The sequence below is a fragment of the Pseudonocardia tropica genome (assembly GCF_040105315.1).
GTDB classification, from domain to species: Bacteria; Actinomycetota; Actinomycetes; order Mycobacteriales; family Pseudonocardiaceae; genus Pseudonocardia; species Pseudonocardia alni.
The window spans coordinates 59,443-85,399 of sequence record NZ_JBEDNP010000007.1 but is presented as its reverse complement, the minus strand read 5'-3'; the positions used below and the strand labels follow the sequence as shown (position 1 = coordinate 85,399).

The following is a 25,957-nucleotide window of genomic DNA, read 5'->3' as shown; positions in this document are numbered from 1 at the left end:
CGGCGGCATGCGGGCACGCGAGCAGGGACGGCCGGGCGGCCGCGGTGGTACGACGGAGGGCGACGGCATGGCCGAGGCGCGGGTGATCCCGATCCGGGGCAACCGGGGGCCTGCCCGGCCCGCGCGGACGGAGGAGCCGTCGCTGCCCGCGCCGGTCGCCTCCGCACCCGAGCCCGAGGACGACGAGGGCGGCCCGGACCGGGAGGCCGCGCTGGAGCAGGTCCTGGAGTTCCTGCGCCGCCGGCTCGCGGGCGACTACCCGATCGACGATTTCGGCTTCGACCGCGAACTCACCGACGCGATGGTGCTGCCCGCCCTGCGTCCGCTCTACAAGCGCTGGTTCCGCGTCGAGACCATCGGCACCCACCACATCCCCGAGACCGGTGGCGCGCTGATCGTCGCCAACCACTCCGGGACGCTGCCGCTCGACGCGGCGATGACGACCGTCGCGGTGCACGACGACCACCCGTCGCACCGGCACCTGCGGCTGCTCGGCGCCGACCTCATGTTCACGATGCCGGTCTCCGGTTCGCTGGCCCGCAAGTCCGGCGCGACGCTGGCCTGCAACCCCGACGCCGAGCGGCTCATGACCTCCGGTGAGCTCGTCGGGGTGTTCCCCGAGGGGTTCAAGGGCATCGGCAAGCCGTTCCGGGACCGCTACAAGCTGCAGCGGTTCGGCCGCGGCGGGTTCGTCTCCGTCGCGCTGCGCACCGGGGTCCCGATCATCCCGTGCTCGATCGTCGGCGCCGAGGAGATCTACCCCAAGATCGGCGACCTGGCGCCGCTGGCCCGGCTGTTCGGGGCGCCGTACTTCCCGGTCACGCCGACCTTCCCGCTGCTCGGCCCGGCAGGGCTGATCCCGCTGCCGTCGAAGTGGTACATCGAGTTCGGCGAGCCGATCCGCACCGACGACCACACCCCGGCCGACGCGGACGACCCGATGCTGGTGTTCAACCTGACCGACCAGGTCCGGGAGACCATCCAGCACACGCTGTACCGGCTGCTGTCCCAGCGGCGCAACGTGTTCCTGGGCTGATCCGTCGGCCGGACCCGCTGCGGTGGCTCGGGCCCGCCGCCGGCGGACGGCCGCCTGCCCGGTACCGCGGGGCCCCGCCGCCCTGAGCCGTCGGGCGGGTCAGCGCTTGCGGTAGGCCATCCCGGCCGCCACCGCACCGGCGACGGCGCCCGCGCCGAGCACCGAGGGCACCCCGATCCGGGCGGCCTTGCGGCCGGTCCGGAAATCGCGGATCTGCCAGTTGCGGGCCTTCGCGACGTCGCGCAGCTCGGAGTCCGGGTTCACCGCGACCGCGGTACCGACCGCCGAGAGCATCGGGACGTCGTTCACCGAGTCCGAGTACGCGGTGCAGCGACGCAGGTCCAGCCCTTCCGACGCGGCCAGCGCGCGGACCGCGTGCGCCTTCGCCGGGCCGTGCAGGATCTCACCGACCAGCCGTCCGGTGTAGAGCCCGTCGACGGACTCCGCGACGGTGCCCAGCGCCCCGGTCAGCCCGAGCCGGCGCGCGATGATGCGGGCCAGCTCGATCGGCGTCGCGGTGACCAGCCAGACCCGCTGGCCGGCGTCGAGGTGCATCTGGGCCAGCGCCCGGGTCCCGGCCCAGATCCGGTCCGACATCAGCTCGTCGTAGATCTCCTCGCCGAGCGCGACGACCTCGTCGACCGGACGGCCCGCGACGAACGACAGCGCGGTGTCGCGGTGTCCCGCGATACCGCCCTTGTCCTCCCGGCCGCCGACCCGGAACTTGATCTGCTGCCAGGCGAAGCCGGCCATGTCGGAGGTGGTGAAGAACTTGCGCGCGGCCAGGCCGCGGGCGAAGTGGAAGATCGACGCGCCGACCATCATCGTGTTGTCGCAGTCGAAGAACGCGGCGGCGGTGAGGTCCGGCGGCGCGCCGTCCCCGCCCTCCGGGCCGTCGGGGTGGTCGTCGGCCTCGGCGGCGACGGCCGCTGCGGCGGAGGCCTGACCGGCCCGCTGCGCGGAGTCGAGTGCGGTCGCCCGCTCCAGCACCCCCGGCTCCTCCGAGAGCCCGGTGTGGGTGGGCGGGTGAGACTCGCGGGTCCCGCTCTGGTCGAGAGGGGGGACGGACCCGGGATCACTCACCACGGCGGCCTTCCTGGTGCGACGACGTCTCGCGTCCCGAGGGGATCGGGGCGCGGCCCCAGCCTACTGCCGGAACGCGGGAGCGGGCCCGGCCTCCGGTACGTGACACATGTCGACGTACCGGGGACCGGGCCCGTACCCGTGGTGTCCGGAGCGGATCAGCCGAGGGTGACCGGGCCGAGGCCCGGCAGCAGCGGTGGGATCGTGATCGGCGGCAGCAGGCGGTCCTGCTCCGACGACGACTCCGACGAGCTGCCCGACCCGCTGTCGGAGGTGGTCGAGCCACCGCCGTCCAGCAGCGGCAGCCCGCCGCCCTGCTGCGAGGACCCCGAGGTGGTCGGGGCCTGCGAGGTCGAGGTCGCCGGACCGGAGGTCGGCGAGGGCGACGGCGTGCCGGTCGCGGTCTCCGACGGTGTCACCGGCGCGGACTGCTCGACGGCCTGCGCCGAGGACGGCCCGCCCGCGGTGCGGCACTCGCCGGGCACCGGGCCGAGGTCGTCGACGGTGCCGCCGCTGTCCGCGGCGCAGCCGGTGCCGGCCCGCAGCGCCTCGGCCCGGGACAGCACCCGGTCCAGCAGGCGGATCGCCTCCGAGGTCTCCCCGCGGCTCTCGGCGGGCAGGTCGGACTGCAGACGGGTGATGCGCCCGGACTGGGCGGCCGCCCAGGTCCGCAGCTCGGCCAGGCGCGAGGTGTCCGCGCCGTCGGTGCCCGCGCCGGTCAGCATCAGCCTGCTGCCGGTGCTGGTGGCCCGGTCGAAGTCGCCCATCGCGGCCGCGACCGCGTCGGGCGACGGCGGTGTGGACCGCGCGACCAGGCTCTCCAGCTCGTCGACCCGGGAGCGGGCCAGGTCGAGCTGGCGGGCGGCCTCGGCCTGCTGGCCGACGGTGAACACCCCGCCGACGCTCTCGCTGGCGCGCTTCATGCCGTACATCGCGTCGCCGGGCAGGGCGTCGCGGCTGGCGGTCGAGGTCACGCCGGCGATCACCGCGAGCGCGGCGAATCCGCCGACGACGACGCCGAAGCGCTTGCGCACGCTCGGGCGGCGGCGGTCCAGCATCCGGGCGCCGGACTGCGCCGGGCGGGCGGAGTCGTCGCGGCCGGGGCCGGCCTCGGCGTCGCGGGCCGGCCCGGCCGGGGCGCCCACCTGCTCCGGGTGGTCCGGGTGGTCCGACGGCAGCACGTGGCGACCGCGGCGCGGACGGCTGCTGCGACCGGTCGGGTCGTCCGCCGCCGGGGCGTGCTCGCCGGCGGCGCGGCGGTTGGACACCGCGTCCCAGTCGAGGTCGTCGGCGATCGGCGGGCCGATCGGCGCGGTGAGGTCGGCCTGGTCGACGCGGTCGAACCGGTCGCCGAACGGGGACCCGCCGGACTGCTGCCCGACGCCCTCCTGGGCCAGCACCTCGAACAGCCGCGCCCGCATCCGGGCCGAGGCGTGCGGATCGGCCGAGAGATCACGCCGCGAACGGTCCAGCGCGGCGGCCAGCGCGATCTCGTGCGCCAGCTCCTCCGATGCAGGGGCACCCGCCGGCGCACGGTCGAAACCGTCGTCGCCGGGATACCCGTCGTCCCATGCCCTGGGCATGCCGTCCGTCCTCACTGCAGTCTCGCGCTGCTCGTCGGCGCGTGTGGCGCCGTCGGTGCGCGCCGGTCCGTACAACGACCGACCGCGGACGAGGTTACGGCCTTCCAACCGTTCACCGCATCGAGTAGTGCGTTCGGCGCAGTGGTCGACACACCCTCTCGCGTTCCGGCTGATCCGGCGGCAGACCCGCTCACCGCAGACCGTCCGGGAGGAGCTGCGCGAGACGACGCACCGCGCGGTGCTGCAGCGCCTTGACCGCACCCTCGTTGCGGTCCATCAGCTCGGCGGTCTCGGCGACCGAGAGGCCCTTGAGGAACCGGTACTGGATGCATTCGCGCTGGTCGGAGTTGAGCTTGGCGATCGAGGCCAGCAGCTCGTCGTTGGTGGCCATGTCGAGCACCTGCTGCTCGGGACCACCGGTGCTGGGCGACAGCTCGACGATCTCCGAGGTCGTCTGCTCCAGCCGGAACCGGCTGGACTTGACGTAGTCGAAGATCAGGTTCCGGGCGATGGTGACGAACCAGGCCCCGATGTCGCGGCCCTGGTAGCTGACCGAGGAGATCCGCCGAAGGGCGCGGACGAACGTCTCCTGCGTCACGTCCTCGGCGAAGGACCGGTCGCCCATCCGGAACAGCACGTACCGGTAGACGACGTCGTGGTAGCGCTCGTAGAGCTCGCCGAACGCGGCCGCGTCGCCGGCCTGGCAGGCCTCGACCAGGGCCCAGGAGCTGTTCGCGTCCTCGACGGCGCGGGCGGCCTCGTCGGCCGGGTCGGCCTCCGGGCGCCGCAGCTCCTGCGAGATCCGCGGTGCCTGGCGGGGCATCGGCATGTCCTGCTCGGTGCGGCCGGGCGGACCCGACCGGGTGGTCCGGCCGTCCGGGCGGTGTAGGGCGGGGCCTGCGGGGTACGTGGGGGGAGCGTCGACCAGGGGAGCGGACGCGATCGGCCCCGTCGGCTGGGACGGTGCAGAGGTCGCTGAAGTCACGGACACCTCCCCGTCCGGCTGGGGGCGGACGGTGTCGGGTCTGTCCTGGCCGGGTTCGGGGGCCCTGCTCGGACGGACGGTCTCGGGGATGGTCTCGGAGCGCTGCTGTCGGAGCAGGCGGTGCGGTCGCATCGGCCGGGTCATGGATCCCGGGGGGTCGGACGGGGTACGGCTCGGCGGGCGACCCGGCCGGCGGGGACCACCGGCGCGTCCCGCGCGGCGAGGCGCGGTGTGCGCCGTGGCGCGCTGGCGTCGAGCTGCATGCCACTCCCTCGGGTGAGTCGCGCGACGAACCGGCGGTTCGCGCGTTGAACGTCGTGTAGCGGCGGAGCATAGACGTCTGTCGAGTGGCGCAACGCACTCGCCGCCTCTCGTCGCGTGCCGGTCCGGCGAGCGGCCCGATACGCGCGGTGGACGAACCGTGCGCGAAGCGTGTCCACATCGACACGTGGCGTGCACAGCGGTGAGCGGTCCCTCGGGACACGACGGTCGTGGCCGGGTTTGGAACACTGGCGGCGACGCGTGCCGACGAGCCGACCCCGCCCCGGCGGGTCCGAGGATGGAGACCGCCGTGCCGAGTTCCGACCCCGTGCCGGGCCGCCGTCCCGACCGGCCCACCCACCTCGCCGACCTGGTGGCGCGCAACGCCTCCGAGCGTCCGGGGCACGACGCCGTCCGTGACCTGTCCGGCGCCGCTCCGCTCACCCTGACCTGGTCGGCGTTCGACGCCGCGGTCTCCGCCGAGGCCGCCCGGCTGCGTGCGGCGGGCGTCCGCCACGGCGACCGGGTCGCGGTCGGCCTGCCCGACGGCGCCGACTACTGCGTGGCGCTGTTCGGCGCGCTGCGGGCCGACGCGGTCGTCGTGCCGTTCGGCGCGGGCTCGGTGACCCGCGAGCTCGAGGTCGTGCTCGACCAGGCCCGGCCGGTCGCGGTCGTCGCCGGGCCCGACGACGCCGTCGCGGCCGGCTGTGCCGAGGGCGTCGGCGCGACGCTGCTGGGTCCGCCGGACCTGGCCGCGCCGGTCCCGGACGCCCCGGCCGACCGGGCCCCCGCCGACCCCGAGCGCCTCGCGCTGGTCGTGTTCACCTCCGGGACCACCGGGCGTCCGCGCGGAGTGCAGCTGTCGCACCGCGCGCTGCTGGCCAACCGCGAGCAGGCGGGCGCGCTCCGCCCGGCGCCGGTCAACGGGGTCGACCGGGTCCTGCTGGCGCTGCCCCTGTTCCACGTCTACGGCCTCGCCGCCGGGCTCCTGCAGGTCTGCTGGACCGGCGCGACCGTCGTGCTGCCCGGCCGGTTCTCCCCGGACCGGCTGGTCGAGACGGTCGTCGAGGAGCGGGTGAGCGTCGTCGCCGGGGTGCCGTCGATGTTCCGGACGCTGCTCGACCTCGGGCCCGAGCGGCTGCGCGCCGCGATGGCCGGGGTGCGGCTGTGCACCTCCGGCGGGGCGCCGCTGCCCGCGGGCTGGCTCGCGGACTTCCGCGCGGCGAGCGGGCTGGACCTGCACGAGGGCTACGGCCTCACCGAGGGCGGGCCCGTCGTCACCAGCAACGACCTGGGCCGACCGGCCAAGCCCGGCTCGGTCGGTCAGGTGCTGCCCGGCGTCGAGCTGCGCCTGGTCGACGCCGACGGGCAGCCGATGGAGCGCAGGCCCGCGCCGGAGCCCGAGCCGCGCGGCGAGGACCCGCTGGACGACCTGGACTACGACGACGACTCCGACCCGTCCGACGACACCGGGCTGATCGCGGTGCGCGGGCCCAACCTGTTCTCCGGCTACTGGCCCGACGGCTCCGGCGGCCCGGGCGAGGACGGCTGGTTCGTCACCGCCGACGTCGGCTACCTCGACACGGACGGCGACCTGCACCTCGTCGACCGGTCCTCGGACCTGGTCATCGTCAACGGCTTCAACGTCTACCCGCGCGAGGTGGAGCAGGTCGTCGCCGAGCTGGACGCGGTGGCCGAGGTCGCCGTCGTCGGGGTGCCCGACGACCGGACCGGCGCCGCGGTCAAGGCGGTGGTCGTGCCCGTCGCGGGCGCCGAGCTCACCGAGGAGACGGTCGCCGCGCACTGCGCGGCCCGGCTCGCCCGGTTCAAGCGGCCCGCGGTCGTCGCCTTCGCCGACGAGCTTCCGCGCACCCCGACGGGCAAGATCGCCCGGAGGACACTGGCGAGGATGTGAGATGCGGGTACGACTGCTGACCCGGGTGGGCTGCCACCTGTGCGACGACGCCGCCGCGGTACTGGCCCGGGTGTGTGCCGAGACGGGCACCGGCTGGGACACCGTCGACGTCGACTCCGACGCCGAGCTGCGCGCCGAGTACGGCGACCAGGTGCCGGTGGTGCTGCTCGACGGCCGTGAGCACGACTCGTTCCGGGTCGACGAGGAGCGCCTGCGCGCGGACCTGGCCCGGCCGTGAGCCCGGCCCCCGACGGCCCGGTCGCGACCCCGGGCGGTCCGGCCGGCGGGGCCCCGGACACGGACCGCCCGCCGGTCCGCACCGCACCGGCCGCCCGCACCGCCCTGGCCGGGCTCGCCGCGGCCGCCCTGGGCGTCGGCGCGGGGCAGGCGCTCGCGCTGCTGGTCGCGCCGGCCGCCGGGCCGGTGAACGCCGTCGCCGAGCAGGTCGTGGCGCTCACCCCGCCCGCGCTGGCCGGCGCGGCGACCGTCGGGGCCGGGGTCGGCAGCCGCTCCACCGTCGTCGTCGGGGTGCTCGTGGTCCTGGCCCTGGCCGCGGCCTCGCTCGGGGCGCTGTCGCGCCGCTCGCCGCGGCCGGGGGTGTGGGGGCTCGCTGCGCTCGGGCTGCTGGGTGTGGTCGCCGCGGCGACGGCCTCGGGCGCCGGTCAGCTCGACATGGTCCCGGCGGGTGCCGCGGTGGTCGTCGCGGTGACGGTCTTCCGGAGGCTGCACGCGCTGGCGTCCCGGATCCCCGCCCCGACCGTGCACGGGACGCTGCCCGACGGGCGGCCCGTCCGGTCGTCGCTGACGCGGCGGCGGTTCCTGCGCACCACGGCGCTGGCGGGGGCGGGCGGGGTCGTGCTGGGCACCGGGGCCGTGGTCGCCGCGCCGCTGCTGCCCGCGGGCCGGATCGGGCCCGAACGCGACGCGCTCACCGCTCGGATCCGGGCGCTCGCCGCGCAGGGCCGCATCGCGCCCGCCCCGGCGCTGCCCGCCGGAGCGCAGGTGCCCGGCGCGGCCGCGTTCACCACCGCCGTCGACGACTTCTACCGGATCGACACCGCGCTGCGGGTCCCGTCGGTCGACCCGGCGTCGTGGAGCCTGCGGGTGCACGGGCGGGTCGGGCGCGAGCTCACCCTCACCCTCGACGACCTGCTGGCCCGCCCGCTCGTCGAACGCTGGGTGACGATGGCGTGCGTCTCCAACGACGTCGGCGGCGACCTTGTGTCCACCACCCGGTTCACCGGGGTGGAGCTCGCGCCGCTGCTCGCGGAGGCGGCGCCCGACCCGGCGGCGGACCAGGCGCTGTCCACCTCCACCGACGGCTGGACGGCGGGCAGCCCGTCGTCGCTGCTGCTCGACCCCGCCCGCGGCGCGCTGCTCGCGGTCGCGATGGCCGGACCGGACGGCCCGGTCGCGCTGCCGCCCGAGCACGGCTTCCCGGTGCGGATCGTCGTCCCCGGTCTCTATGGCTACGTCTCGGCCACCAAGTGGGTCACCGGCATCGAGTTCACGACGTTCGGCGCCCGCGCCGACTACTGGCGCATGCGCGGGTGGGCGCCGCCCGGGCCGATGGAGACCGCCGCGCGGATCGAGTCACCCGCCTCGTACGCGAGCGTGCCCGCCGGCCGGGTCGTGGTCACCGGCACCGCCTGGGCGGTGCCGCGGGGGATCCGCCGGGTCGAGGTCGGTGTGCAGGACGGCGACACGGCCGGGTCGTGGGTCACCGCGGAGCTCGCGCCGGTGCCGGCCGGCGGGGCGACCTGGCGGCAGTGGCGCGCCGAACTGGACCTGCCGCCGGGCGGGTACACGCTGGTGTGCCGCGCCACCGACGGCGACGGCGTCGTCCAGACCGCCGAGCGCCGCTCCCCGCTGCCGGGCGCGGCGACCGGCCGGCCGACCCGCACCGTCACGGTGACCTGAGCGACGGTGACCTGAGCCTCGTCGCGCCGTCCCGGGCGGAGAGGTGTGTCACGGGCGGTCGCGAGGTATGCGTGACGGTGGTGTCGTGGGGGACGACGTGGCGCTCGTCGCACGACGAGCGGTTCCTGCCCGTCGATCACCGGTAGCTCCAGGTCAGGGGCCCGGGTCGAGCACGGAGAGGACCAAGATCGCAACTTTGTGCGTGCCTTCACAAGCGGCTACCGTGGGTTCCCGTCGCCGGACCCGGTGGCACGGTGCCCCCGCGGCGCCGAGGACGCCGGGCCTCGTCCGTCCGCAGCCCGACCGGCCCGTCCGGCCGGTTCGCGGGCGTGCCACGAGCGCGCCGACGACCGGCACCTGCACACCCCCGACCGGAGCACGCCCAGTCTCGATGACCGACCGCCCGCGGACAAGCCCCCGCGAGCAGGAGCGGGCACCGGGACACGGCCGCCCACGACCGACGCCCGAGGAGGACGGCCCGTGACCCTGCCGCCCGAGTCCGGTGCCGCCGCGCCCGACGGCAACGGCGAGCGCCCCGCGCGCCCGGTGCCGGAGGCCACCGTGTCCCGGCTCGCGGTGTACCTGCGGGTGCTCGGCGAGCTGCGCGAGGCCGGCGTCGAGACGGTGTCGTCCGAGGAGCTCGCCGGTGCCTCCGGGGTCAACTCGGCCAAGCTCCGCAAGGACCTGTCCTACCTGGGTTCCTACGGCGTGCGCGGCGTCGGCTACGACGTCACCTCGCTGCAGGGACGGCTGCAGGGCGAGCTGGGCGTGGACCACCGGCAGTCGGTCGCGCTGGTCGGCGTCGGCAACCTGGGCCACGCCCTGGCCGGCTACACCGGCTTCGCCGGCCGCGGGTTCCCGGTCAGCACCCTGTTCGACGTCGACGACGACCTCGTCGGCAGCGAGATCAACGGCATCCGGGTGCGGCACGTGCGCGAGATCCCCGAGGTGTGCGCCGGTGGCGGCGTCACCATCGGGATGATCGCGACGCCGGGCCCGGCGGCCCAGAAGGTCTGCGACCTGCTCGTGGCGGCCGGTGTGCAGTCCATCCTCAACTTCGCTCCGGTGCTGCTGACGGTCCCGGACGACGTCGAGGTCCGCAAGGTCGACCTGTCGGTCGAGCTGCAGGTCCTCGCGTTCCACGTGGCGCGACGGCACACCGGTGCCGCCGCGGTGACGGACAAGACGAACGAATCGGTGGTGTCGTAGAGCCATGAGCGTCCTCGTGGTCGGCCTGTCGCACCGCAGCGCGCCGGTCGAGGTGCTGGAGCGCCTCGCGGTCGCTCCGGGCGACGTGCCCAAGCTGCTCGAGGAGATGCTCGACCGCACGCACGTCGAGGAGGCGGTCGTCCTCTCCACGTGCAACCGGATCGAGATCTGCGCGGTCGTGGACGCGTTCCACGGCGGCCTCGGCGACGTCACCGACGTCCTCGGTACCCACGCCGGGTTCCCCATCGGCGAGCTGTCCGAGCACCTGTTCGTGCACTACGCGGGCTCCGCGGTCCAGCACCTGTTCGCGCTGGCGGCGGGCCTGGACTCGATGGTGGTCGGCGAGTCGCAGATCCTCGGCCAGCTGCGCGGCGCCTACGCCGCCGCGGACGCCGCGGGCGCCGTCGGCAAGGTCCTGCACGAGCTGGTGCAGCAGGCACTGCGCGTCGGCAAGCGGGTGCACGCCGGGACCGGCATCGACGAGGCGGGCGCCTCGGTGGTGTCCGAGGCCCTGCGCGACGCCGACCGCGAGCTCGGCGGCGTCGGCCTGGGCGGGACCCGCGCCGTGATCGTCGGCGCCGGGGCGATGGGCGCGCTGGCGGCAGCCCACCTGCGCCGTGCCGGGGCGGGCGAGATCGTCGTGCTGAACCGCTCGGCCGAGCGCGGCGAGCGGCTCGTGGAGAAGGTCCTGGAGCACGCCGAGCAGGGCACCACCGCGCGCTACGCGCCCATGGGGTCCCTGGCCCACGAGCTGCGCGACGCCGACCTGATGCTGGCCTGCACCGGCGCGATCGGGCACGTCGTCGACGTGGCCCCGGTCGCCGAGGCCCTGACCGGCCGCACCTCACCTCTGGTCGTGTGCGACCTGGGCCTGCCGCGTGACGTCGACCCGGCCGTCGGTGAGCTGTCCGGCGTGCGCATGGTCGACCTCATCACCCTGCAGCGCCGGCTGCTCGACACCGCCGACGGCGGTTCCGTGGCCGCGGCCCAGACGATGGTCGACGCCGAGGCCCAGCAGTACCTGGCCGGGCAGCGCTCGGCCGAGGTCACGCCGACCGTCACCGCGCTGCGCCGGCGCGCCTCGGAGGTCGTCGACGCCGAGCTGCTGCGCCTGGACTCCCGGCTGCCCGACCTGGACGGCCACGTCCGCGAGGAGCTCTCGCGGACCGTCCGCCGGGTCGTCGACAAGCTGCTGCACACGCCCACGGTCCAGGTGAAGCGCCTGGCCGAGGGCCCGGACGGGGACAGCTACGCCGCGGCGCTGCGCACCCTGTTCGAGCTCGACCCGCAGGCCGCCGCCGCGGTCGCCGCCCCGGTCCGGGGTGCCGACGCCAGCGTCGACGGCGGCGACGTCACCGCCGCCCTGCGCTTCAGTGACCCCACCGCGCCGTTCGACGCCACCCCGTCGATCGGGTCCCGTCCCCCGGAGCAGATCTCGTGAGCGTCCTGAAGATCGGCACCCGGCCGTCGAAGCTGGCGGTCGCGCAGTCCACCACCGTGGCCGACCGGCTCACCGCCGCGGGCCACCCGTGCGAGCTGGTCACCATCTCCACCAGCGGCGACCGCTCGTCGGCGCCGATCCCGCAGATCGGGGTCGGGGTGTTCGTCTCGCAGCTGCGCGACGCGCTCCACGCCGGTGAGATCGACGTCGCGGTGCACTCGTACAAGGACCTGCCGAGCGCGCAGCCCGAGGGGCTGACGATCGCGGCGGTCCCCGAGCGCGAGGACGTCCGCGACGCGCTGGTCACCGGCGGTCGCGTGCTCGGCGAGCTGGGCCGCGGCGCCCGGGTCGGGACGGGGTCCCCGCGCCGGACCGTGCAGCTGCACGCGCTCGGCCAGGGACTGGAGGTGCTGCCGATCCGCGGGAACGTGGACACCCGGATCGGGAAGGTGCGGTCGGGCGAGCTGGACGCGGTGGTCGTGGCCGCCGCGGGGCTGCGCCGGCTGGGCCGCGTCGACGAGGCGGACGAGCTGATCGACCCGCTGCAGATGCTGCCCGCCCCCGCGCAGGGCGCGCTGGCGATCGAGTGCCGCACCGCCGACACCGACCTCGTCGCGACGCTGCACGCGGTCCTCGACGACGCGGGCGTCCACCTCGCCGTCACCGCCGAGCGCGCGGTGCTGGCCGGGCTGGACGCCGAGTGCGACACCCCCGTCGGGGCGCTCGCCGAGGTCGTCTCCGACCTCGACGACGACGGCCGGGCCGTCGACCGACTGTCCCTGCGCGGTGCGCTGGGGATCGGGGACATCGCGGGGGGCGACGTGGTGCGCGCGTCGGCCACCGGAGACATGGACGACGCAGAGAAGCTCGGGGCCGCGGTCGCCCTCGAGCTCCTCGACCTGGGAGCCGAGGACCTGCCCCCCGCAGGTCCCGGTGGTCCCGCCAACCGCTGATTCGGGAGTTTCCAGAAATGACAGGACCTGCCAACACCTCGGGGCGGATCGCCTTCGTGGGCAGCGGACCGGGGGACCCGGCGCTGCTCACCGTGCGCGCCCGGGACGTGCTCGCCGGCTCGCCGCTGGTCATCACCGACCCGGACGTGCCCGAGGGCATCCTCGCCCTGGCCGCGGACGGCGCGGAGGTGCGCCCGGCCGTCGGCCAGCCCGCCGACATCGCGAGCGACCTGCTCACCGAGGCGGGCCAGGGCCGCTCGGTGGCCCGGCTGGTCTCCGGTGACCCGCTGACCAACGACGCCGTCGTCGCCGAGGCGATGGCCGTGTCCGCCTCGGGCACGCCGTTCGACGTCGTCCCCGGCGTCCCGTCCTCGACCGCGGTCCCGGCCTACGCCGGCGTCGCGCTCGGGTCGGCGCACGTCGAGGCCGACGTCCGTGCGGGCGTCGACTGGGCCGCGCTGGCCGCGAGCCCGGGCCCGGTCGTGCTGCACGCGACGAGCGCGCTGCTCGGCGACGTCGCCGCCGGTCTGACCGCCCAGGGCGTCCCGGACGAGACGCCGGTCGCGATCACCGCGGGCGGCACCACCTCCACCCAGCGGACCATCTCGTCGTCGGTCGGGCGGATCGCCGCCGACGGCGGCGACCTGGAGGGCGCGCTCGTCCTGACCGTCGGCGAGGCCGCCGGTCGTCGCGGCGAGCTGTCCTGGTGGGAGTCGCGCGCGCTCTACGGCTGGCGGGTCCTGGTGCCGCGTACCAAGGACCAGGCCGGAGTGATGAGCGAGCGGCTGCGGATGCACGGCGCCATCCCGGAGGAGGTGCCGACGATCGCCGTCGAGCCGCCCCGGTCGCCCGCGCAGATGGAGCGCTCGGTCAAGGGCCTCGTCGACGGCCGTTACCAGTGGGTCGTGTTCACCTCGACCAACGCGGTCAAGGCCGTCTGGGAGAAGTTCGGCGAGTTCGGCCTCGACGCCCGCGCCTTCTCCGGTGTGAAGATCGCCTGCGTGGGCCGCTCGACCGCGGAGAAGGTCCGTGAGTTCGGCATCGAGCCCGAGCTCGTCCCGGACATCGACGAGGCCCAGTCCTCGACGTCCGAGGGCCTGCTGGACATCTTCCCGCCGCACGACGACGTGCTCGACCCGGTCGACCGGGTGCTGCTCCCGCGCGCCGACATCGCCACCGAGACGCTGTCGGCCGGGCTGCAGGAGCGCGGTTGGGAGGTCGACGACGTGACGGCCTACCGGACCGTCCGGGCCGCCCCGCCGCCCGCGCCGATCCGTGAGGCGATCAAGACCGGCGGCTTCGACGCGGTGTGCTTCACCTCGTCGTCGACGGTGCGGAACCTGGTCGGCATCGCCGGCAAGCCGCACGCCCGGACCCTGGTCGCCTGCATCGGCCCGGCCACCGCGGAGACCGCGCGCGAGTTCGGCCTGCGGGTCGACGTGCAGCCGGAGGAGGCCCGCGTCCCGACCCTGGTCGACGCGCTGGCCAGCCACACCGCGAAGCTGCGCGCCGAGGGCAACCTGCCGCCGCCGAAGAAGGTGAAGGCGCGCCGCCGCTGAGCGTGTGCTCCCGTCGGGGCCCCGTACCGCCTCCCGAGGTGGTGCGGGGCCGACGTGTGTCCGGGCCGGTCGTAGCCTGGTCCGCATGGGTTTCCCGGCGCAGCGTCCCCGACGGTTGCGGACCACCCCCGCGATGCGGCGGCTGGTCTCCGAGACCGAGGTCCGTCCGCGGCAGCTGGTGCTGCCGATGTTCGTCCGTGAGGGCGCGACGGAGCCGGTCCCGATCGGCTCGATGCCGGGGGTCGTCCAGCACACCCGCGACTCGCTGCGCAAGGCGGCCGCGGAGGCGGCGGCCGCGGGCGTCGGCGGCGTGATGCTGTTCGGGGTCCCCGAGCACCACGACGCGACCGGCTCCGGCTCCGTCGACCCGGACGGGATCCTCAACGTCGGCCTGCGTGACGTCCGCGCCGAGGTCGGGGACGACCTGGTCGTCATGTCCGACCTGTGCCTCGACGAGTTCACCGACCACGGGCACTGCGGCGTGCTCGACGCCGACGGCGGCGTCGACAACGACGCCACGCTGGAGGTCTACGCCCGGATGGGCGTCGAGCAGGCCCGCGCCGGAGCCCACCTCGTCGGCCCCAGCGGGATGATGGACGGCCAGGTCGGTGTCATCCGCTCCGCGCTCGACGAGGCAGGGTTCACCGACACCGGCATCCTCTCCTACACCGCCAAGTACGCCTCGGCGTTCTACGGCCCGTTCCGCGAGGCGGTGAACTCGCAGCTCACGGGGGACCGCAAGACCTACCAGCAGGACGGCGGCAACGCCCGCGAGGCGCTGCGCGAGCTGGCGCTCGACCTCGACGAGGGCGCCGACCTGGTGATGGTCAAGCCCGCCCTGGCCTACCTGGACATCCTGGCCCGGGTGGCCGACGTCGCCGACGTGCCGGTCGCGGCGTACCAGATCTCCGGGGAGTACGCGATGGTCGAGGCCGCGGTCGCCCGGGGCTGGCTCGAACGCGAGCGGACCATCATGGAGACGCTGACCTCGATCCGCCGCGCCGGTGCGGACGTGATCCTGACCTACTGGGCGACCGAGGCCGCGACCTGGCTCTCGCGATGAAGGGTTTCCGCGGAGAAGACGGGCGCCGGGTGGCGACCCCCGGGGCCACCTGTCCGTGAATTCGCTTACCGGGTAAGCGAAATCGCCGCACTCCCTACCGGCGCCTCGACGAGCCCGGGCTCCTTCCGGAGCTCGACGAGACCGGGGCCCGACGCGGCGTCCCGGTTCGGCGGAGCGGCATCGCAGGGCCCCCGGCCGGGCCTGGCCGTACGGTGCCGGATCCCGCCGGGCGGCGACAGAAGGTGCCGGGCGATGCCGGGCGACCGCTCCACGAGGGGTGAATCGCGGCGTCGGGTACCGCCGAACGTGGCAAACCGGACACCGGCACGGCTACCGTGGAGGCCGTGAGCAGCAACCCCGGACAGCACGACGCCCCGCAGTACTACCGGCCCGGGCCGTCGACGGGGCGCTACCCGCAGTACCCGCAGAACCCGTACCCCCACGGCTGGCACGGCGGCTCCACACCGCCGGCGTCCCCGCAGCAGTCACCCGCCGCACCCGCGCCGCAGCCGGGCACCACCCCGCAGCCGGGCACCACCCCGCAGCCGGGCGCAGCGCCGCAGCCGGGGCAGCAGGCCGGGCAGGGCCCGCAGTGGAACACCGCGTCGGGCTGGGGGCCGCCCCCGGCGGGGCTCGGCAGCGGGCCGCAGGGACGTCCGGCCCGGCCGCGTCAGGTGGTCACCGCGCTGGTCGCACTGGTCGCCGCGGCGCTGCCGTTCGTCGTCATGGGCATCGGCGCGATGTTCGCGACGATCAACGACGCGGTCCTCGACGACACCGGGCTCCCGCGTGCCGACATCGACGCCGCGCTGGCCCAGACCGGGCTGACGATGGACCAGCTCACCCAGTTCGTGCGGGTGATGGGCGGGGTCTTCCTCGTCCTGGCGCTGGTGTGGATCGCGCTGGCCGTCGTCGCGTTCCTCGGGGCCGGTGGCGCCCGGATCGCGCTGGCCGTGCTGGCCGGCGTCTACGGGATCCCGCTCCTGCTGCTCATGGCGCCGACGACCCCGCTGTTCGCGGTGCTCGTCGTGGCGCTGTCCGTCGCCGGGGTCACGCTGCTGTTCGGGCGCCCGGCGAAGGAGTGGTACGCCACCCGCAAGCTCGGGGCCGCGAGCCGGTCCTGACACCGGCTGCGAGACTGGGGACGTGAGCACCGGAAGCGCAGGGACCGCCGTGAGCAACCCGGAACCGAAGGAGTCCGCCCGCCTCTTCGAGCGGGCGACCGAGCTGATCCCCGGCGGGGTGAACTCGCCGGTGCGGGCGTTCAACTCGGTCGGCGGCACCCCGCGGTTCATGGTCTCGGGTGAGGGCTGCCGCCTCACCGACGCCGACGGCGCCACCTACGTCGACCTCGTCTCCTCCTGGGGGCCGATGATCCTGGGGCACGCGCACCCGGCCGTCGTCGAGGCGGTGCGGTCCGCGGCGTCGCAGGGGCTGTCGTTCGGCACCCCGACCCCGGGCGAGATCGACCTCGCCGCCGAGATCGTCGACCGGACCCCGGTCGAGCAGGTCCGCCTGGTCAACTCGGGCACCGAGGCGACGATGAGCGCCATCCGGCTCGCCCGCGGCATCACCGGCCGCACCGTGATCGTGAAGTTCTCCGGCTGCTACCACGGCCACGTCGACGCGCTGCTCGCCGACGCCGGCTCCGGGATCGCCACCCTCGGCCTGCCGACCAGCCCGGGCGTCACCGGAGCCCAGGCCGCCGACACCGTCGTGCTGCCCTACAACGACCTCGACGCCGTCCGCCGGGTCTTCGAGCAGCGCGGCGCCGACATCGCCTGCGTGATCACCGAGGCCGCCGCGGGCAACATGGGCGTGGTCCCGCCGGTCGAGGGCTTCAACGCCGGGCTGCGCGACCTGTGCCACGCGCACGGCGCGCTGCTGGTGATCGACGAGGTGATGACCGGGTTCCGCGCGTCGCGGCAGGGCTGGTTCGGCTGCGACGGCGTCGCCGGGGACCTCTACACCTTCGGCAAGGTCATGTCCGGCGGGCTGCCCGCGGCCGCGTTCGGCGGGTCGGCGCAGCACATGTCGTACCTGGCCCCGGCCGGGCCGGTCTACCAGGCGGGCACGCTGGCCGGGAACCCCGTCGCCGTCGCCGCCGGGCTCACCACGCTGCGCCACGCCGACGACGCCGCCTACGCCACCCTGCAGGCCAACGCCGACCGGATCGGCGCGCTGGTCACCGCGGCGCTGGAACGGGAGGGCGTCGCGCACACCCTGCAGTACGCGGGCACGATGTTCTCGCCGTTCTTCACCGACACCCCGGTCACCGACTACACCGGGGCCAAGGCGGCCGAGACCTGGCGCTACCCGGCGTTCTTCCACGCGATGCTCGACCACGGCGTCTACCTGCCCCCGAGCGCCTTCGAGGGCTGGTTCGTCTCCACCGCGCTCGACGACGAGGCGTTCGAGCGGATCGAGACCGGTCTGGCCGCCGCCGCGACGGCCGCGGCCGCCGCCACCCGCCCGGACGGGGTCTGACCGTGGGCGACCGGACCAGCCCGCCCGCCTCGGGGCCGGTGACCGTGGTGCACGTCCTGCGCCACGGCGAGGTGCACAACCCCGAGGGTGTCCTCTACGGCCGCATCCCCGGCTACCACCTGTCCGACCACGGCCGGGCCCAGGCCAAGACCGTCGCCGCGTACCTCGACGGCGACGACGTCGCCGCCGTCGTCGCGTCGCCGTTGCAGCGCGCCCAGGAGACCGCCCGCCCGATCGCGGACGCCCACGGCGTCGACATCCACACCGACGAGGGCCTGATCGAGTCCGGCAACCTCTTCGAGGGCAAGCGGTTCGGCGTCGGCGACGGCGCGCTCAAGCGCCCGCAGGTGTGGCGGCTGCTGCGCGACCCGTTCACCCCGTCCTGGGGCGAGCCGTACCTCGCGATCGCGCACCGGATGCTCGGCGCCGTGCACGCCGCGCGGGCGCTCGCACCCGGCCGCGAGGTCGTGTGCGTGTCCCACCAGCTGCCGATCTGGACGCTGCGCCGCTACCTGACGGGTCAGCGGCTCTGGCACGACCCGCGCCGCCGCCAGTGCGCGCTCGCCTCGCTGACCAGCATCGAGTTCACCGGCACCCGGATGACCGGGCTGCGCTACGCCGAGCCGGCCGGCCCGAGCGGCGCGATGGTGACCGGGGCATGAGACGCCTGCTGCCCGCCCTGCTCGGGCTGCTGCTGCTCGTGGCCGGGTGCGGCGTCGGCCGCGACGCCGCGGGCGGGGGACCGGGCCAGGACTTCCAGTTCGTCGCCCCGGGCGGCCAGGTGCGCATCACCTACGACCCGCCGGAGAGCCGCCGGCCGATCACCGACCTGCGCGGCGAGAGCCTGCTGCGCGAGGGCACCCAGGTCGGCATCGGCGACTTCCCCGACACGGTGCGGGTCGTCAACATCTGGGGCTCCTGGTGCGGTCCGTGCCGGGCCGAGGCCCCCGAGCTGCAGGCCGTGGCCGAGGCGTCCCGGGGCAAGGCCGTCGTCCTCGGGATCGACGTCCGCGACGACCGGCAGGCCGCCCTGGACTTCGTCACCGACCGCGGCATCACCTACGACTCGATCTACGACGCGCCCGGCCGCACCCTGGCCCGGCTCGACGGCTACCCGCGCAACGTCGTGCCCTCGACGATCGTGCTCGACCGCGACGCCCGGGTCGCCGCGGTGTTCCTGGTCCCGGTCGGCAGCTCCGACCTGCTGCCGCTCATCACCCGGCTCGCCGCCGAGCCGCGGTCCGGTTCGTCCCGCTGACCGGGCGTGACGGCTCGGTCGCGCCCCGCCCGGTGAACTACACGCTGTAGAACCCGCCGCGCGGTACCCCGAGCAGGGCTTCTACCCTGGGATGCGATGGACGCGACGACGACGCTGGCGATCTCGGGGCCGCTGCTGCTCGCAGTGCTGGTCTCGGTCGCCGCGGGGCTGGTGAGCTTCGCGTCGCCGTGCGTCGTCCCGCTGGTCCCCGGCTACCTCGCCTACCTCGCCGGGCTCGTCGGCGCGCAGTCCCCGCCGGTCACCCCGGCCGAGGCCACCGAACGCGCCGCCGCCCGCCGGGGCGGGACCGGGCCCGGGGACGGCGGCCAGGACGGCGTCGCGGGTGCCGCCGCCGTGACCGCAGCACCGGTCCGGGACGACGGCCGGTGGCGGGTCGCCGGAGCCGCGATGCTGTTCGTCGGCGGGTTCACCGTCGTGTTCGGCGCGATCATGGTCGGCGTCGTGTGGCTGTCCGACGTCCTCATCGACAACGAGGCGCTGCTGCAGCGCATCGGCGGCGTCGTGATGATCGTGATGGGGCTGGCGTTCGCCGGTGCCATCCCCGCGCTGCAGCGCGAGTACCGCTCGCACTGGACGCCGCGGGCCGGTCTCGCGGGCGCCCCGCTGCTGGGCGCGGTCTTCGGCCTGGGCTGGGTGCCCTGCATCGGTCCGACGCTGGCCGGCGTGGTCGCCGTCGCCGCCGGTACCGGGGGCGGCTCGGTGCGCGGGATCGTGCTGGTCCTCGCCTACTGCGCCGGGCTCGGGATCCCGTTCGTGCTGATCGCGCTGGGCGCGACCCGGGCGGTGCGCGCGCTGGGCTGGCTGCGCAGACACACCCGGGCGGTGCAGATCGCCGGGGGAGTGCTGCTGGTCCTCGTCGGGGCGCTGCTGGTGTCCGGTCTGTGGTCCCAGTGGCTGGTCAAGCTGCAGGTCTCGATCGCCGGATTCACCCCGCCGATCTGATGAGCTCCCCGCCCGACGCCCCGCCGCAGCCGTCCGTGTCGACACCGGACGGCGTGCCGCCGTCGTCGCCGCGGCCCGGGCCGCTCGCCCGCACGCTGGCGTTCCTGCGCAACACCTGGCGCGGGCTGACCAGCATGCGCACCGCGCTGGTACTGCTGTTCCTGCTGGCGCTGGCCGCGATGCCCGGGGCCCTGCTGCCGCAGCGTTCGCTGAACGCGTTCCTCGTGGAGGACTTCTACCGCGACAACCCCGCCGTCGCGCCGGTGATCGACGCGGTCGGTGGGTTCGAGGTGTTCGCGAGCCCGTGGTTCGCCGCCATCTACCTGCTGCTGATGATCTCGCTGGTCGGCTGCGTACTGCCCCGCACCGGCGAGTACTGGCGCGCGATGCGCCAGCAGCCGGTCCGCACCCCACGCAACCTGGAGAGGCTCCCGCATCACGACTCCGGCGTCGTCGCCGGCAGTGCCGACGACATCCGACGACGCGCCCTTGCGCAGCTCAGAGGGTGGCGTCGGGCCGAACGGACGGAGCCCGACGGGGCGTGGGCCGTGTCCGCGGAGAAGGGCTACCTGCGGGAGGCCGGCAACCTCGTGTTCCACCTCAGCCTGATCGGGATCCTGATCGGGATGGCGGGCGGGAAGCTCTACGGATACGACGGCGACGTGATCGTCCGCGCCGACGGCAGCGAGTTCTGCAACAGCTCCATCCTCGGGTACGACTCGTTCAACGCGGGCCTCCGGGTCGACGGCACCGACCTCAACCAGTTCTGCGTGAAGGTGGACCGGTTCGACGGGACCTGGCTGCCCAACGGACAGGCTTCGTCGTTCGCCTCCCAGATCGGGTATCAGACCGCTGCGGACCTGGACGCGGGATCGACGCAGTGGAGACCCTACGAGCTGGCGGTCAACCACCCGCTGCGCACGGACGGGGACCGCGTCTACATGACCGGCTACGGGTACGCCCCGACGTTCACGGTGACCTGGCCGGACGGTCGTAGCCGGACCGGCGAGGTCCAGTGGCGGCCGGTCGACCAGGGCGGGACACAGCTGTCGGAGGGGGCGACCAAGTTCGAGCGGCCGGGTGTGACCGACCCGACGCTCCGCCGCACGTCGCAGCTCGCGGTGACGGGGCTCCTGGCCCCCACCGGTGCGGTCGACCCGGAGGGCCGGCTGGTCTCGGTCCACCCCGACCTGCGGTCCCCGGTCGCCGACGTCGACGTCATGCTGGGCGACCTGGGGATCGACGACGGTCGTGGGCAGTCGATCTTCTCGGTGGACCAGCGCAACATCGACGAGGGGAAGCTCCGGTCGGTCGCGACCGCGCGACTGGCGATCGGCGACACCGTCGCCCTGCCGGACGGGACGGTCGTACGCTTCGACGGCGTCACCCCGTGGGTGAACCTGCTGATCGGCCACGACCCCGCCCAGGTGTGGGTGCTCGTCGCCGCGATGACGATGGTCGGCGGACTGACCCTGTCCCTCACCGTGCGACGGCGCCGGGTGTGGATCCGGGTCGTCCCCCGTGAGGGGGACGCCCGCGTCGAGCTCGGGGGCCTCGCCCGGACGGACCGGGCCGGGTACGGCGAGGAGTTCGAGCGCATCGCACGCACGATGCTGCGGGAGAACCACGATGAGGACGGACGGATGAGGACAGATGTTGTTTGACCCGGTGCTGTCGCAGTGGAGCGACCTGCTGTTCGAGGCGACACTCGTCGTGCTGCTCCTGGCGCTGGTCTTCAGCACCCTGGAGTACGCGGCCCGGCGTGTGGCGCGGCTCGGGACCGGGGTGCTGACCACCGTCGGCTCCGGGAGCGACCGCCCGGCCGAGGAGCCGGTCGACCCGCCGTCCACCGAGCAGCCCGGCACACGGACCCGCGCCGACCGCTACGGACGCATCGGCATCGCCCTCACCGTGCTGGCCGTGGGCACCCACATCGGGTCCATCGTGCTGCGCGGTCTCGCCGCGTACCGCTGGCCGCTCGGCAACATGTACGAGTTCACGTCGGCGTTCTGCCTGATGGCCGTCGTGGTCTGGCTGGTACTGGTGCGCAACTACCCGGGTCTGCGGTCCGCCGGGGCGTTCGTCCTCACGCCGATCGTGCTGCTGATGTTCCTCACCGGGACGGTCCTCTACCTGCAGGCGGCTCCCGTGCTCCCCGCCCTGCAGTCGTACTGGATCATCGTCCACGTCACGACGATCACGACGGCGTCCGGGATGCTGCTCGTCCCCGGCGTGTCCAGCGTCCTGTTCCTGCTCACACGGTCCGACCGGTTCGCCGGGCGGCTCCCGTCGGCCGACCTGCTCGACCGGCTCGCCTACCGCGTCACCGTGCTGGCGTTCCCGCTCTACACCTTCGGCATCATCACCGGCGCCATCTGGGCCGAGGCCGCGTGGAACCGGTTCTGGGGCTGGGATCCGAAGGAGACGGTGGCCTTCGTGGCCTGGGTGCTGTACGCGGCGTACCTGCACGCCCGGGCGACCTCCGGCTGGAGGTCGACCCGCGCCGCGTGGATCAACGTCCTGGGGTTCGCCACGATCGTGTTCAATCTGTTCTTCATCAACATGGTGGTGGCCGGGCTCCACTCGTACGCGGGCTTCTGACGTCTCGACCACCCGGATCGTCCCGACTACCGTCGTTTCCCGTGAGTGAGAACGGTTCCGGCGAGCAGCCCGACGGGTCGGTAGGCCGCTACGTGCGGGAGCGCTGGGCCACGTCGGAGTCGCCCGGCCGGTCGTTCGGACGTCGCAGGCGCACGGGCGGTGACGACGCTGCGGAGCCGGGCCCGGAGGCCGGGGACGGCCCGTCGAGTACCCCGTCGGCGGCCGAGCGCGCCGCCACGGCACCCGCCCCCGGGCGGGCCGCCATCGGGACCCGCACCCCGCCCGCCGGATCGGCGTGGGGCAGCGAGCTGCCCGAGATCGACGACGACCTCGTCGACGAGATCGACCCGTCCACCCCGCCGCACGGGATGGACCTGTCCGCGCTGCGCCAGACCCCGGAGCCGCCCGGCCCCGCCGACACCGGGCCCGTCACCGGCGACGACCGGGTGCCGTCCTCCGCGGGCGACCCCCGGCACCGGCGCGACGACGCCGACCCGGACCCGGCCGTGCGCGACCACGGTCCCGACGACACCGGTCTCTACCGCGCCGCGGGCGCCGACCCGGAGCCGTGGTGGGCGGTGCCCGCATCCGAGGTGCCCGACGACGACCCCGACGCCGACCTCATCTGGCGCCGCTCCGACCGGGCCGCGGGCCACTCCGCCGACGCAGCCGCCGACGCAGCCGCCGACGCAGGCGCCGCCCCCGGGTACGCCGATCCGGCCGCCGCCCCCGGCTCCGCTGCCCCCTCGGTTCCCGCTGACCCCGCTGACCCCGCTGCCCCGGCGGTCCCCGCTGCGCCGGCCGTCGCGGCGGATCCCGGGCACGCGGGCGTCGCCGAGGCCGAAGGCCGCGCGACCTCGGACGCCTACCCGCCGTACGCCCAGCCGGCCCCGGCGCCGTCGACGCAGGCCACGGGTCCCGGGTACGCGGAGCCGGCGCAGCCCGCCCGACGGTCCGGGGAGACCGGGCCGCCGGTGCCCGACGGTCCACGGACGGAGCCGGACGCCTCCGGTGCGGACCCCGCGACGTCGTCCGGGGACGGGCCCACCACCTCCACCGCCCCGCGCGACGACGCCGTACCGGAGCCCGTCGTCGGAACCGGCCCGGCCGCCCGGACCCGGACGGACCGTTCCCGCGACGACCGCCCCCGCGACGACCGGCGCCCCCGCCAGGGGGACCGTCCCTGGCGCGCCGCCCGGGACGACGGGTCCGCGGAGACCGGGCCGCAGCGCACGCCGACCCCGCCGCGCGGCCGTCCGCAGACGGGGGTGAAGCGGCCCCGCTGGACGGCCCCCGAGGCGATCGAGGCCCGGGCCGCGCAGCACCGCCGCGGCGACGAGCCGCACGGCGGCCTGGACCTCGCTCCGTCGCGCACGGGGCACGGCAGCGCGGGCCGTCCGCCGACGAGCGGGTGGCGTCGCTGGGTCTACGTGCTCACCGGCGGCCTGGTGAACCCGGGGGAGAGCCCCGCGGAGCTGCACCGGCGCGACCTCGTGGCCCGCGCGAACCGGCCGCTGATCAGCTCGCACAAGATCGCGATGCTGAGCCTCAAGGGCGGGGTCGGCAAGACGACGGTCACCGCGACGCTCGGTGCGACGTTCGCGTCGCACCGCGGCGACCGGGTCGTGGCCGTCGACGCCAACCCCGACCGCGGCACGCTGAGCCAGAAGATCCCGCTGGAGACCACCGCGACCGTCCGTCACCTGCTGCGCGACGCCGACCGGGTCCGCCGCTACAGCGACGTCCGCGCCTACACCTCGCAGGGTGTCTCCCGGCTCGAGGTACTCGCCAGCGAGCAGGACCCGGCGGTCTCGGAGGCGTTCAGCGAGGACGACTACCGGCGCGCGGTGGACCTGCTGGAGCACTTCTACAACCTGGTCCTGACCGACTGCGGCACCGGCCTGATGCACTCCGCGATGTACGGCGTGCTGGGGATGGCCGACCAGATCGTCGTCGTGTCGTCGGGCTCGATCGACGGCGCCCGCAGCGCCTCGGCGACCCTGGACTGGCTCGACGCCCACGGCTACGGGGCGCTGGTCCGCAACGCCGTCGTGGTCATCAACACCGTCTACCGGCGGGCCGGTGGCGGGGTGGACCTCGACCGCGTCGCCGAGCACTTCTCGGGACGGTGCCGGGCCGTGGTCAAGGTGCCGTTCGACCCGCACCTGGAGGAGGGCGCGGAGATCGACCTGGAGCGTCTGGAGGAGACGACCCGGACGGCGTTGCTGGAGCTGGCGGCGGCCGTCGCCGACGGCTTCCCGGTCTGATCCCGGGCCGCGACGACCCCCGCCGCTCTCCGGGATGTGACCGGAGACACCGAAGGGCGGTCCGCCCGGTGGGGTGGACCGCCCTTCGGTAAAGGCGTCATGAGGAGGTGCCGGCCGGAGCGAACCGCTCAGGGACGCTCGGGCGGGTCCTCCTGGTTACGGACCTTCTCGTCGAGCTCGCGCAGGAAGTCGGGATCGTCGTCGGGGCCGGTCGCGCGCGGCTTCTCGGCCCGCTGGCCCGACGACCAGGGGAACTCCGCGCGGGGGATGCGGTCGGAGACCACCTGTTCGGACCGCAGGGTCCGCACGAGCAGCACCGCGACCACGGCCGCGCCGACGAGAAGGATCAGGAAGAACAACATCAGGCCACCTCCGCTGACCAGCGTAGCGAAGGTGGCCTGACGTCCGGGTGAAGTCGAGACCCTCACCCCATGTGTGCGCCCGGGATCAGCGGAGACCGGTGTTCGCCTCGCTGGTCAGGTCGGCCAGCAGGCCGCGGACCTCGGACTCGCGGAACCGGCGGTGCCCGCCCGGCGTGCGGATCGAGCCGATCCGCCCGGCCGAGGCCCAGCGGGTCACGGTCTTGGGGTCGACGCGGAAGAGCGTGGCCACCTCACCCGGGGTGAGGAGACGCTCGGGTGCCTGAGTCGGAGCTGCCATGGGGATCCTCCCGAAGTGCACGTGGAGTCTGTGTCACGGTGCTCGCCGGAGGCATCCGGCCGGGTACCGCTCTCGGTTTCCGGGCCATCGTGACACCACAGACCCCGGGTACTCGAACGGTGTTGTCGGAGTAAAGGGTTCTTAAAGGGCAAAAACCGCGATTGACCCAGGGCGACTAGAGCGGACGTCTGCCCCTGAATCGGACACTCCACGTTCGAGGGGCCGTTCGGGCTATCTCTGCTGCTGCAGATGACGCATACCTGACCTACGCTCGGAGGGACGGCGCTGCCTCGCCTGTCCGCTCCAGCAGGGCCGATCCGCACCTCGCGTCCGTATCAGCGTCCGTATCAGGAGGACTCATGAGTAGATCGATTCGTACGATGTCGCTCGGAGTCGCGGCGTGTGCACTCGCCTCGTTCGGAGGGCTCGTCGGCCCTGCCCCGGCCGCGGAGGCGGTCGCGTGCGGATACAGCCAGCAGCTCGAGGAAGTACCCGCCAGCGGGCTGAGCGCCTCCCTCGGGCCGATCAGCGCGCCCATCGGCGGCGGGCAGAGACAGATCGGGCACTGGGGCAACTGCTCCCCCGGTAACCAGCAGATCGTCGTCCAACAGGCCAACGGAGCCGCTCCCACCTTCTGCGTCACACGGGGGGACACGAGGCTCGGTCTCGCCACCGGGTCCGAGGCGGTCACGGGCGCCCGGGCAGTGGGAGGT

22 protein-coding genes are annotated in these 25,957 nt (G+C 74.8%); 17 read left to right on the top strand and 5 right to left on the bottom strand.

Annotated features, from left to right (window positions below):
* The first annotated feature begins 7 nt into the window (after window positions 1–7).
* A complete protein-coding gene (locus tag WHI96_RS13520) occupies window positions 8–1,036 on the top strand; it encodes a lysophospholipid acyltransferase family protein (RefSeq protein WP_345640404.1) in 1,029 nt (342 codons plus the stop codon).
* A gap of 99 nt (window positions 1,037–1,135) precedes the next feature.
* Here the strand turns inward: WHI96_RS13520 and WHI96_RS13515 are convergent, their stop codons facing one another.
* The 3 genes from WHI96_RS13515 to WHI96_RS13505 all read right to left on the bottom strand — a co-directional run bounded on the left by WHI96_RS13515 (window position 1,136) and on the right by WHI96_RS13505 (window position 4,531).
* Window positions 1,136–2,026, bottom strand: coding sequence for an HAD family hydrolase (locus tag WHI96_RS13515; RefSeq protein ID WP_062398055.1), 891 nt, complete (start codon window positions 2,024–2,026; stop codon window positions 1,136–1,138).
* Window positions 2,027–2,277: 251 nt separating this feature from the next.
* Complete coding sequence (locus tag WHI96_RS13510; RefSeq protein ID WP_345640408.1) at window positions 2,278–3,702, bottom strand: DUF5667 domain-containing protein; 1,425 nt, start codon at window positions 3,700–3,702, stop codon at window positions 2,278–2,280.
* A 190-nt stretch (window positions 3,703–3,892) separates the two neighbouring features.
* Window positions 3,893–4,531, bottom strand: coding sequence for a sigma-70 family RNA polymerase sigma factor (locus tag WHI96_RS13505; RefSeq protein WP_345640412.1), 639 nt, complete (start codon window positions 4,529–4,531; stop codon window positions 3,893–3,895).
* A 727-nt stretch (window positions 4,532–5,258) separates the two neighbouring features.
* On the opposite strand from WHI96_RS13505, the gene WHI96_RS13500 reads away from it, so the two are divergent.
* The 16 genes from WHI96_RS13500 to WHI96_RS13425 all read left to right on the top strand — a co-directional run bounded on the left by WHI96_RS13500 (window position 5,259) and on the right by WHI96_RS13425 (window position 24,584).
* On the top strand, window positions 5,259–6,863 hold the full coding sequence (locus tag WHI96_RS13500) for an AMP-binding protein (RefSeq protein ID WP_345640415.1): 1,605 nt from the start codon (window positions 5,259–5,261) through the stop codon (window positions 6,861–6,863).
* A 1-nt stretch (window position 6,864) separates the two neighbouring features.
* Window positions 6,865–7,101 carry a glutaredoxin family protein gene (locus WHI96_RS13495; RefSeq protein ID WP_345640418.1) on the top strand — a complete coding sequence of 79 codons (237 nt, stop codon included), beginning with the start codon at window positions 6,865–6,867 and terminating at the stop codon, window positions 7,099–7,101.
* The gene (locus tag WHI96_RS13490) at window positions 7,098–8,783 is read left to right on the top strand and encodes a molybdopterin-dependent oxidoreductase (RefSeq protein ID WP_349302385.1); all 1,686 of its coding nucleotides are present in this window, start codon (window positions 7,098–7,100) and stop codon (window positions 8,781–8,783) included. Before WHI96_RS13495 ends, WHI96_RS13490 begins: the two co-directional genes overlap by 4 nt.
* 480 nt (window positions 8,784–9,263) lie before the next feature.
* Window positions 9,264–9,992: a redox-sensing transcriptional repressor Rex gene (locus WHI96_RS13485; protein WP_345640424.1), complete on the top strand. Its 729-nt coding sequence runs from the start codon at window positions 9,264–9,266 to the stop codon at window positions 9,990–9,992.
* A 4-nt stretch (window positions 9,993–9,996) separates the two neighbouring features.
* Window positions 9,997–11,433 (top strand): glutamyl-tRNA reductase, encoded by a 1,437-nt coding sequence (locus tag WHI96_RS13480; protein WP_345640428.1) that lies wholly within the window; start codon window positions 9,997–9,999, stop codon window positions 11,431–11,433.
* On the top strand, window positions 11,430–12,386 hold the full coding sequence (hemC, locus tag WHI96_RS13475) for a hydroxymethylbilane synthase (protein WP_345640431.1): 957 nt from the start codon (window positions 11,430–11,432) through the stop codon (window positions 12,384–12,386). Before WHI96_RS13480 ends, hemC begins: the two co-directional genes overlap by 4 nt.
* Before the next feature lie 17 nt (window positions 12,387–12,403).
* Window positions 12,404–13,945, top strand: a complete 1,542-nt coding sequence (locus tag WHI96_RS13470) for a bifunctional uroporphyrinogen-III C-methyltransferase/uroporphyrinogen-III synthase (protein WP_178375914.1) — start codon at window positions 12,404–12,406, stop codon at window positions 13,943–13,945.
* A gap of 85 nt (window positions 13,946–14,030) precedes the next feature.
* Entirely contained in the window at window positions 14,031–15,008 is a 978-nt protein-coding gene (gene hemB / locus WHI96_RS13465; protein WP_345640436.1) for a porphobilinogen synthase, read from the top strand.
* A gap of 344 nt (window positions 15,009–15,352) precedes the next feature.
* Window positions 15,353–16,132, top strand: coding sequence for a hypothetical protein (locus WHI96_RS13460; RefSeq protein ID WP_345640439.1), 780 nt, complete (start codon window positions 15,353–15,355; stop codon window positions 16,130–16,132).
* A 49-nt stretch (window positions 16,133–16,181) separates the two neighbouring features.
* The gene (gene hemL, locus WHI96_RS13455; protein WP_345640442.1) at window positions 16,182–17,495 is read left to right on the top strand and encodes a glutamate-1-semialdehyde 2,1-aminomutase; all 1,314 of its coding nucleotides are present in this window, start codon (window positions 16,182–16,184) and stop codon (window positions 17,493–17,495) included.
* Window positions 17,496–17,497: 2 nt separating this feature from the next.
* Window positions 17,498–18,157 (top strand): histidine phosphatase family protein, encoded by a 660-nt coding sequence (locus WHI96_RS13450; RefSeq protein ID WP_345640445.1) that lies wholly within the window; start codon window positions 17,498–17,500, stop codon window positions 18,155–18,157.
* Window positions 18,154–18,753: a TlpA family protein disulfide reductase gene (locus WHI96_RS13445; RefSeq protein WP_345640448.1), complete on the top strand. Its 600-nt coding sequence runs from the start codon at window positions 18,154–18,156 to the stop codon at window positions 18,751–18,753. The genes WHI96_RS13450 and WHI96_RS13445 overlap by 4 nt, the downstream gene beginning before the upstream one ends.
* 96 nt (window positions 18,754–18,849) lie before the next feature.
* Window positions 18,850–19,716 carry a cytochrome c biogenesis CcdA family protein gene (locus tag WHI96_RS13440; RefSeq protein WP_345640452.1) on the top strand — a complete coding sequence of 289 codons (867 nt, stop codon included), beginning with the start codon at window positions 18,850–18,852 and terminating at the stop codon, window positions 19,714–19,716.
* Window positions 19,716–21,380 carry a cytochrome c biogenesis protein ResB gene (gene resB / locus WHI96_RS13435; RefSeq protein ID WP_345640456.1) on the top strand — a complete coding sequence of 555 codons (1,665 nt, stop codon included), beginning with the start codon at window positions 19,716–19,718 and terminating at the stop codon, window positions 21,378–21,380. Before WHI96_RS13440 ends, resB begins: the two co-directional genes overlap by 1 nt.
* Window positions 21,370–22,317, top strand: a complete 948-nt coding sequence (ccsB, locus tag WHI96_RS13430) for a c-type cytochrome biogenesis protein CcsB (protein WP_345640460.1) — start codon at window positions 21,370–21,372, stop codon at window positions 22,315–22,317. Before resB ends, ccsB begins: the two co-directional genes overlap by 11 nt.
* Window positions 22,318–23,291: 974 nt before the next feature.
* Window positions 23,292–24,584: a MinD/ParA family ATP-binding protein gene (locus WHI96_RS13425; RefSeq protein ID WP_345640497.1), complete on the top strand. Its 1,293-nt coding sequence runs from the start codon at window positions 23,292–23,294 to the stop codon at window positions 24,582–24,584.
* Between the two features lie 128 nt (window positions 24,585–24,712).
* On the opposite strand, the gene WHI96_RS13420 is transcribed toward WHI96_RS13425, so the two are convergent.
* The gene (locus WHI96_RS13420) at window positions 24,713–24,946 is read right to left on the bottom strand and encodes a hypothetical protein (RefSeq protein ID WP_062398018.1); all 234 of its coding nucleotides are present in this window, start codon (window positions 24,944–24,946) and stop codon (window positions 24,713–24,715) included.
* Between the two features lie 85 nt (window positions 24,947–25,031).
* Window positions 25,032–25,244, bottom strand: coding sequence for a BldC family transcriptional regulator (locus WHI96_RS13415; protein WP_073576557.1), 213 nt, complete (start codon window positions 25,242–25,244; stop codon window positions 25,032–25,034).
* Window positions 25,245–25,957 lie beyond the last annotated feature (713 nt).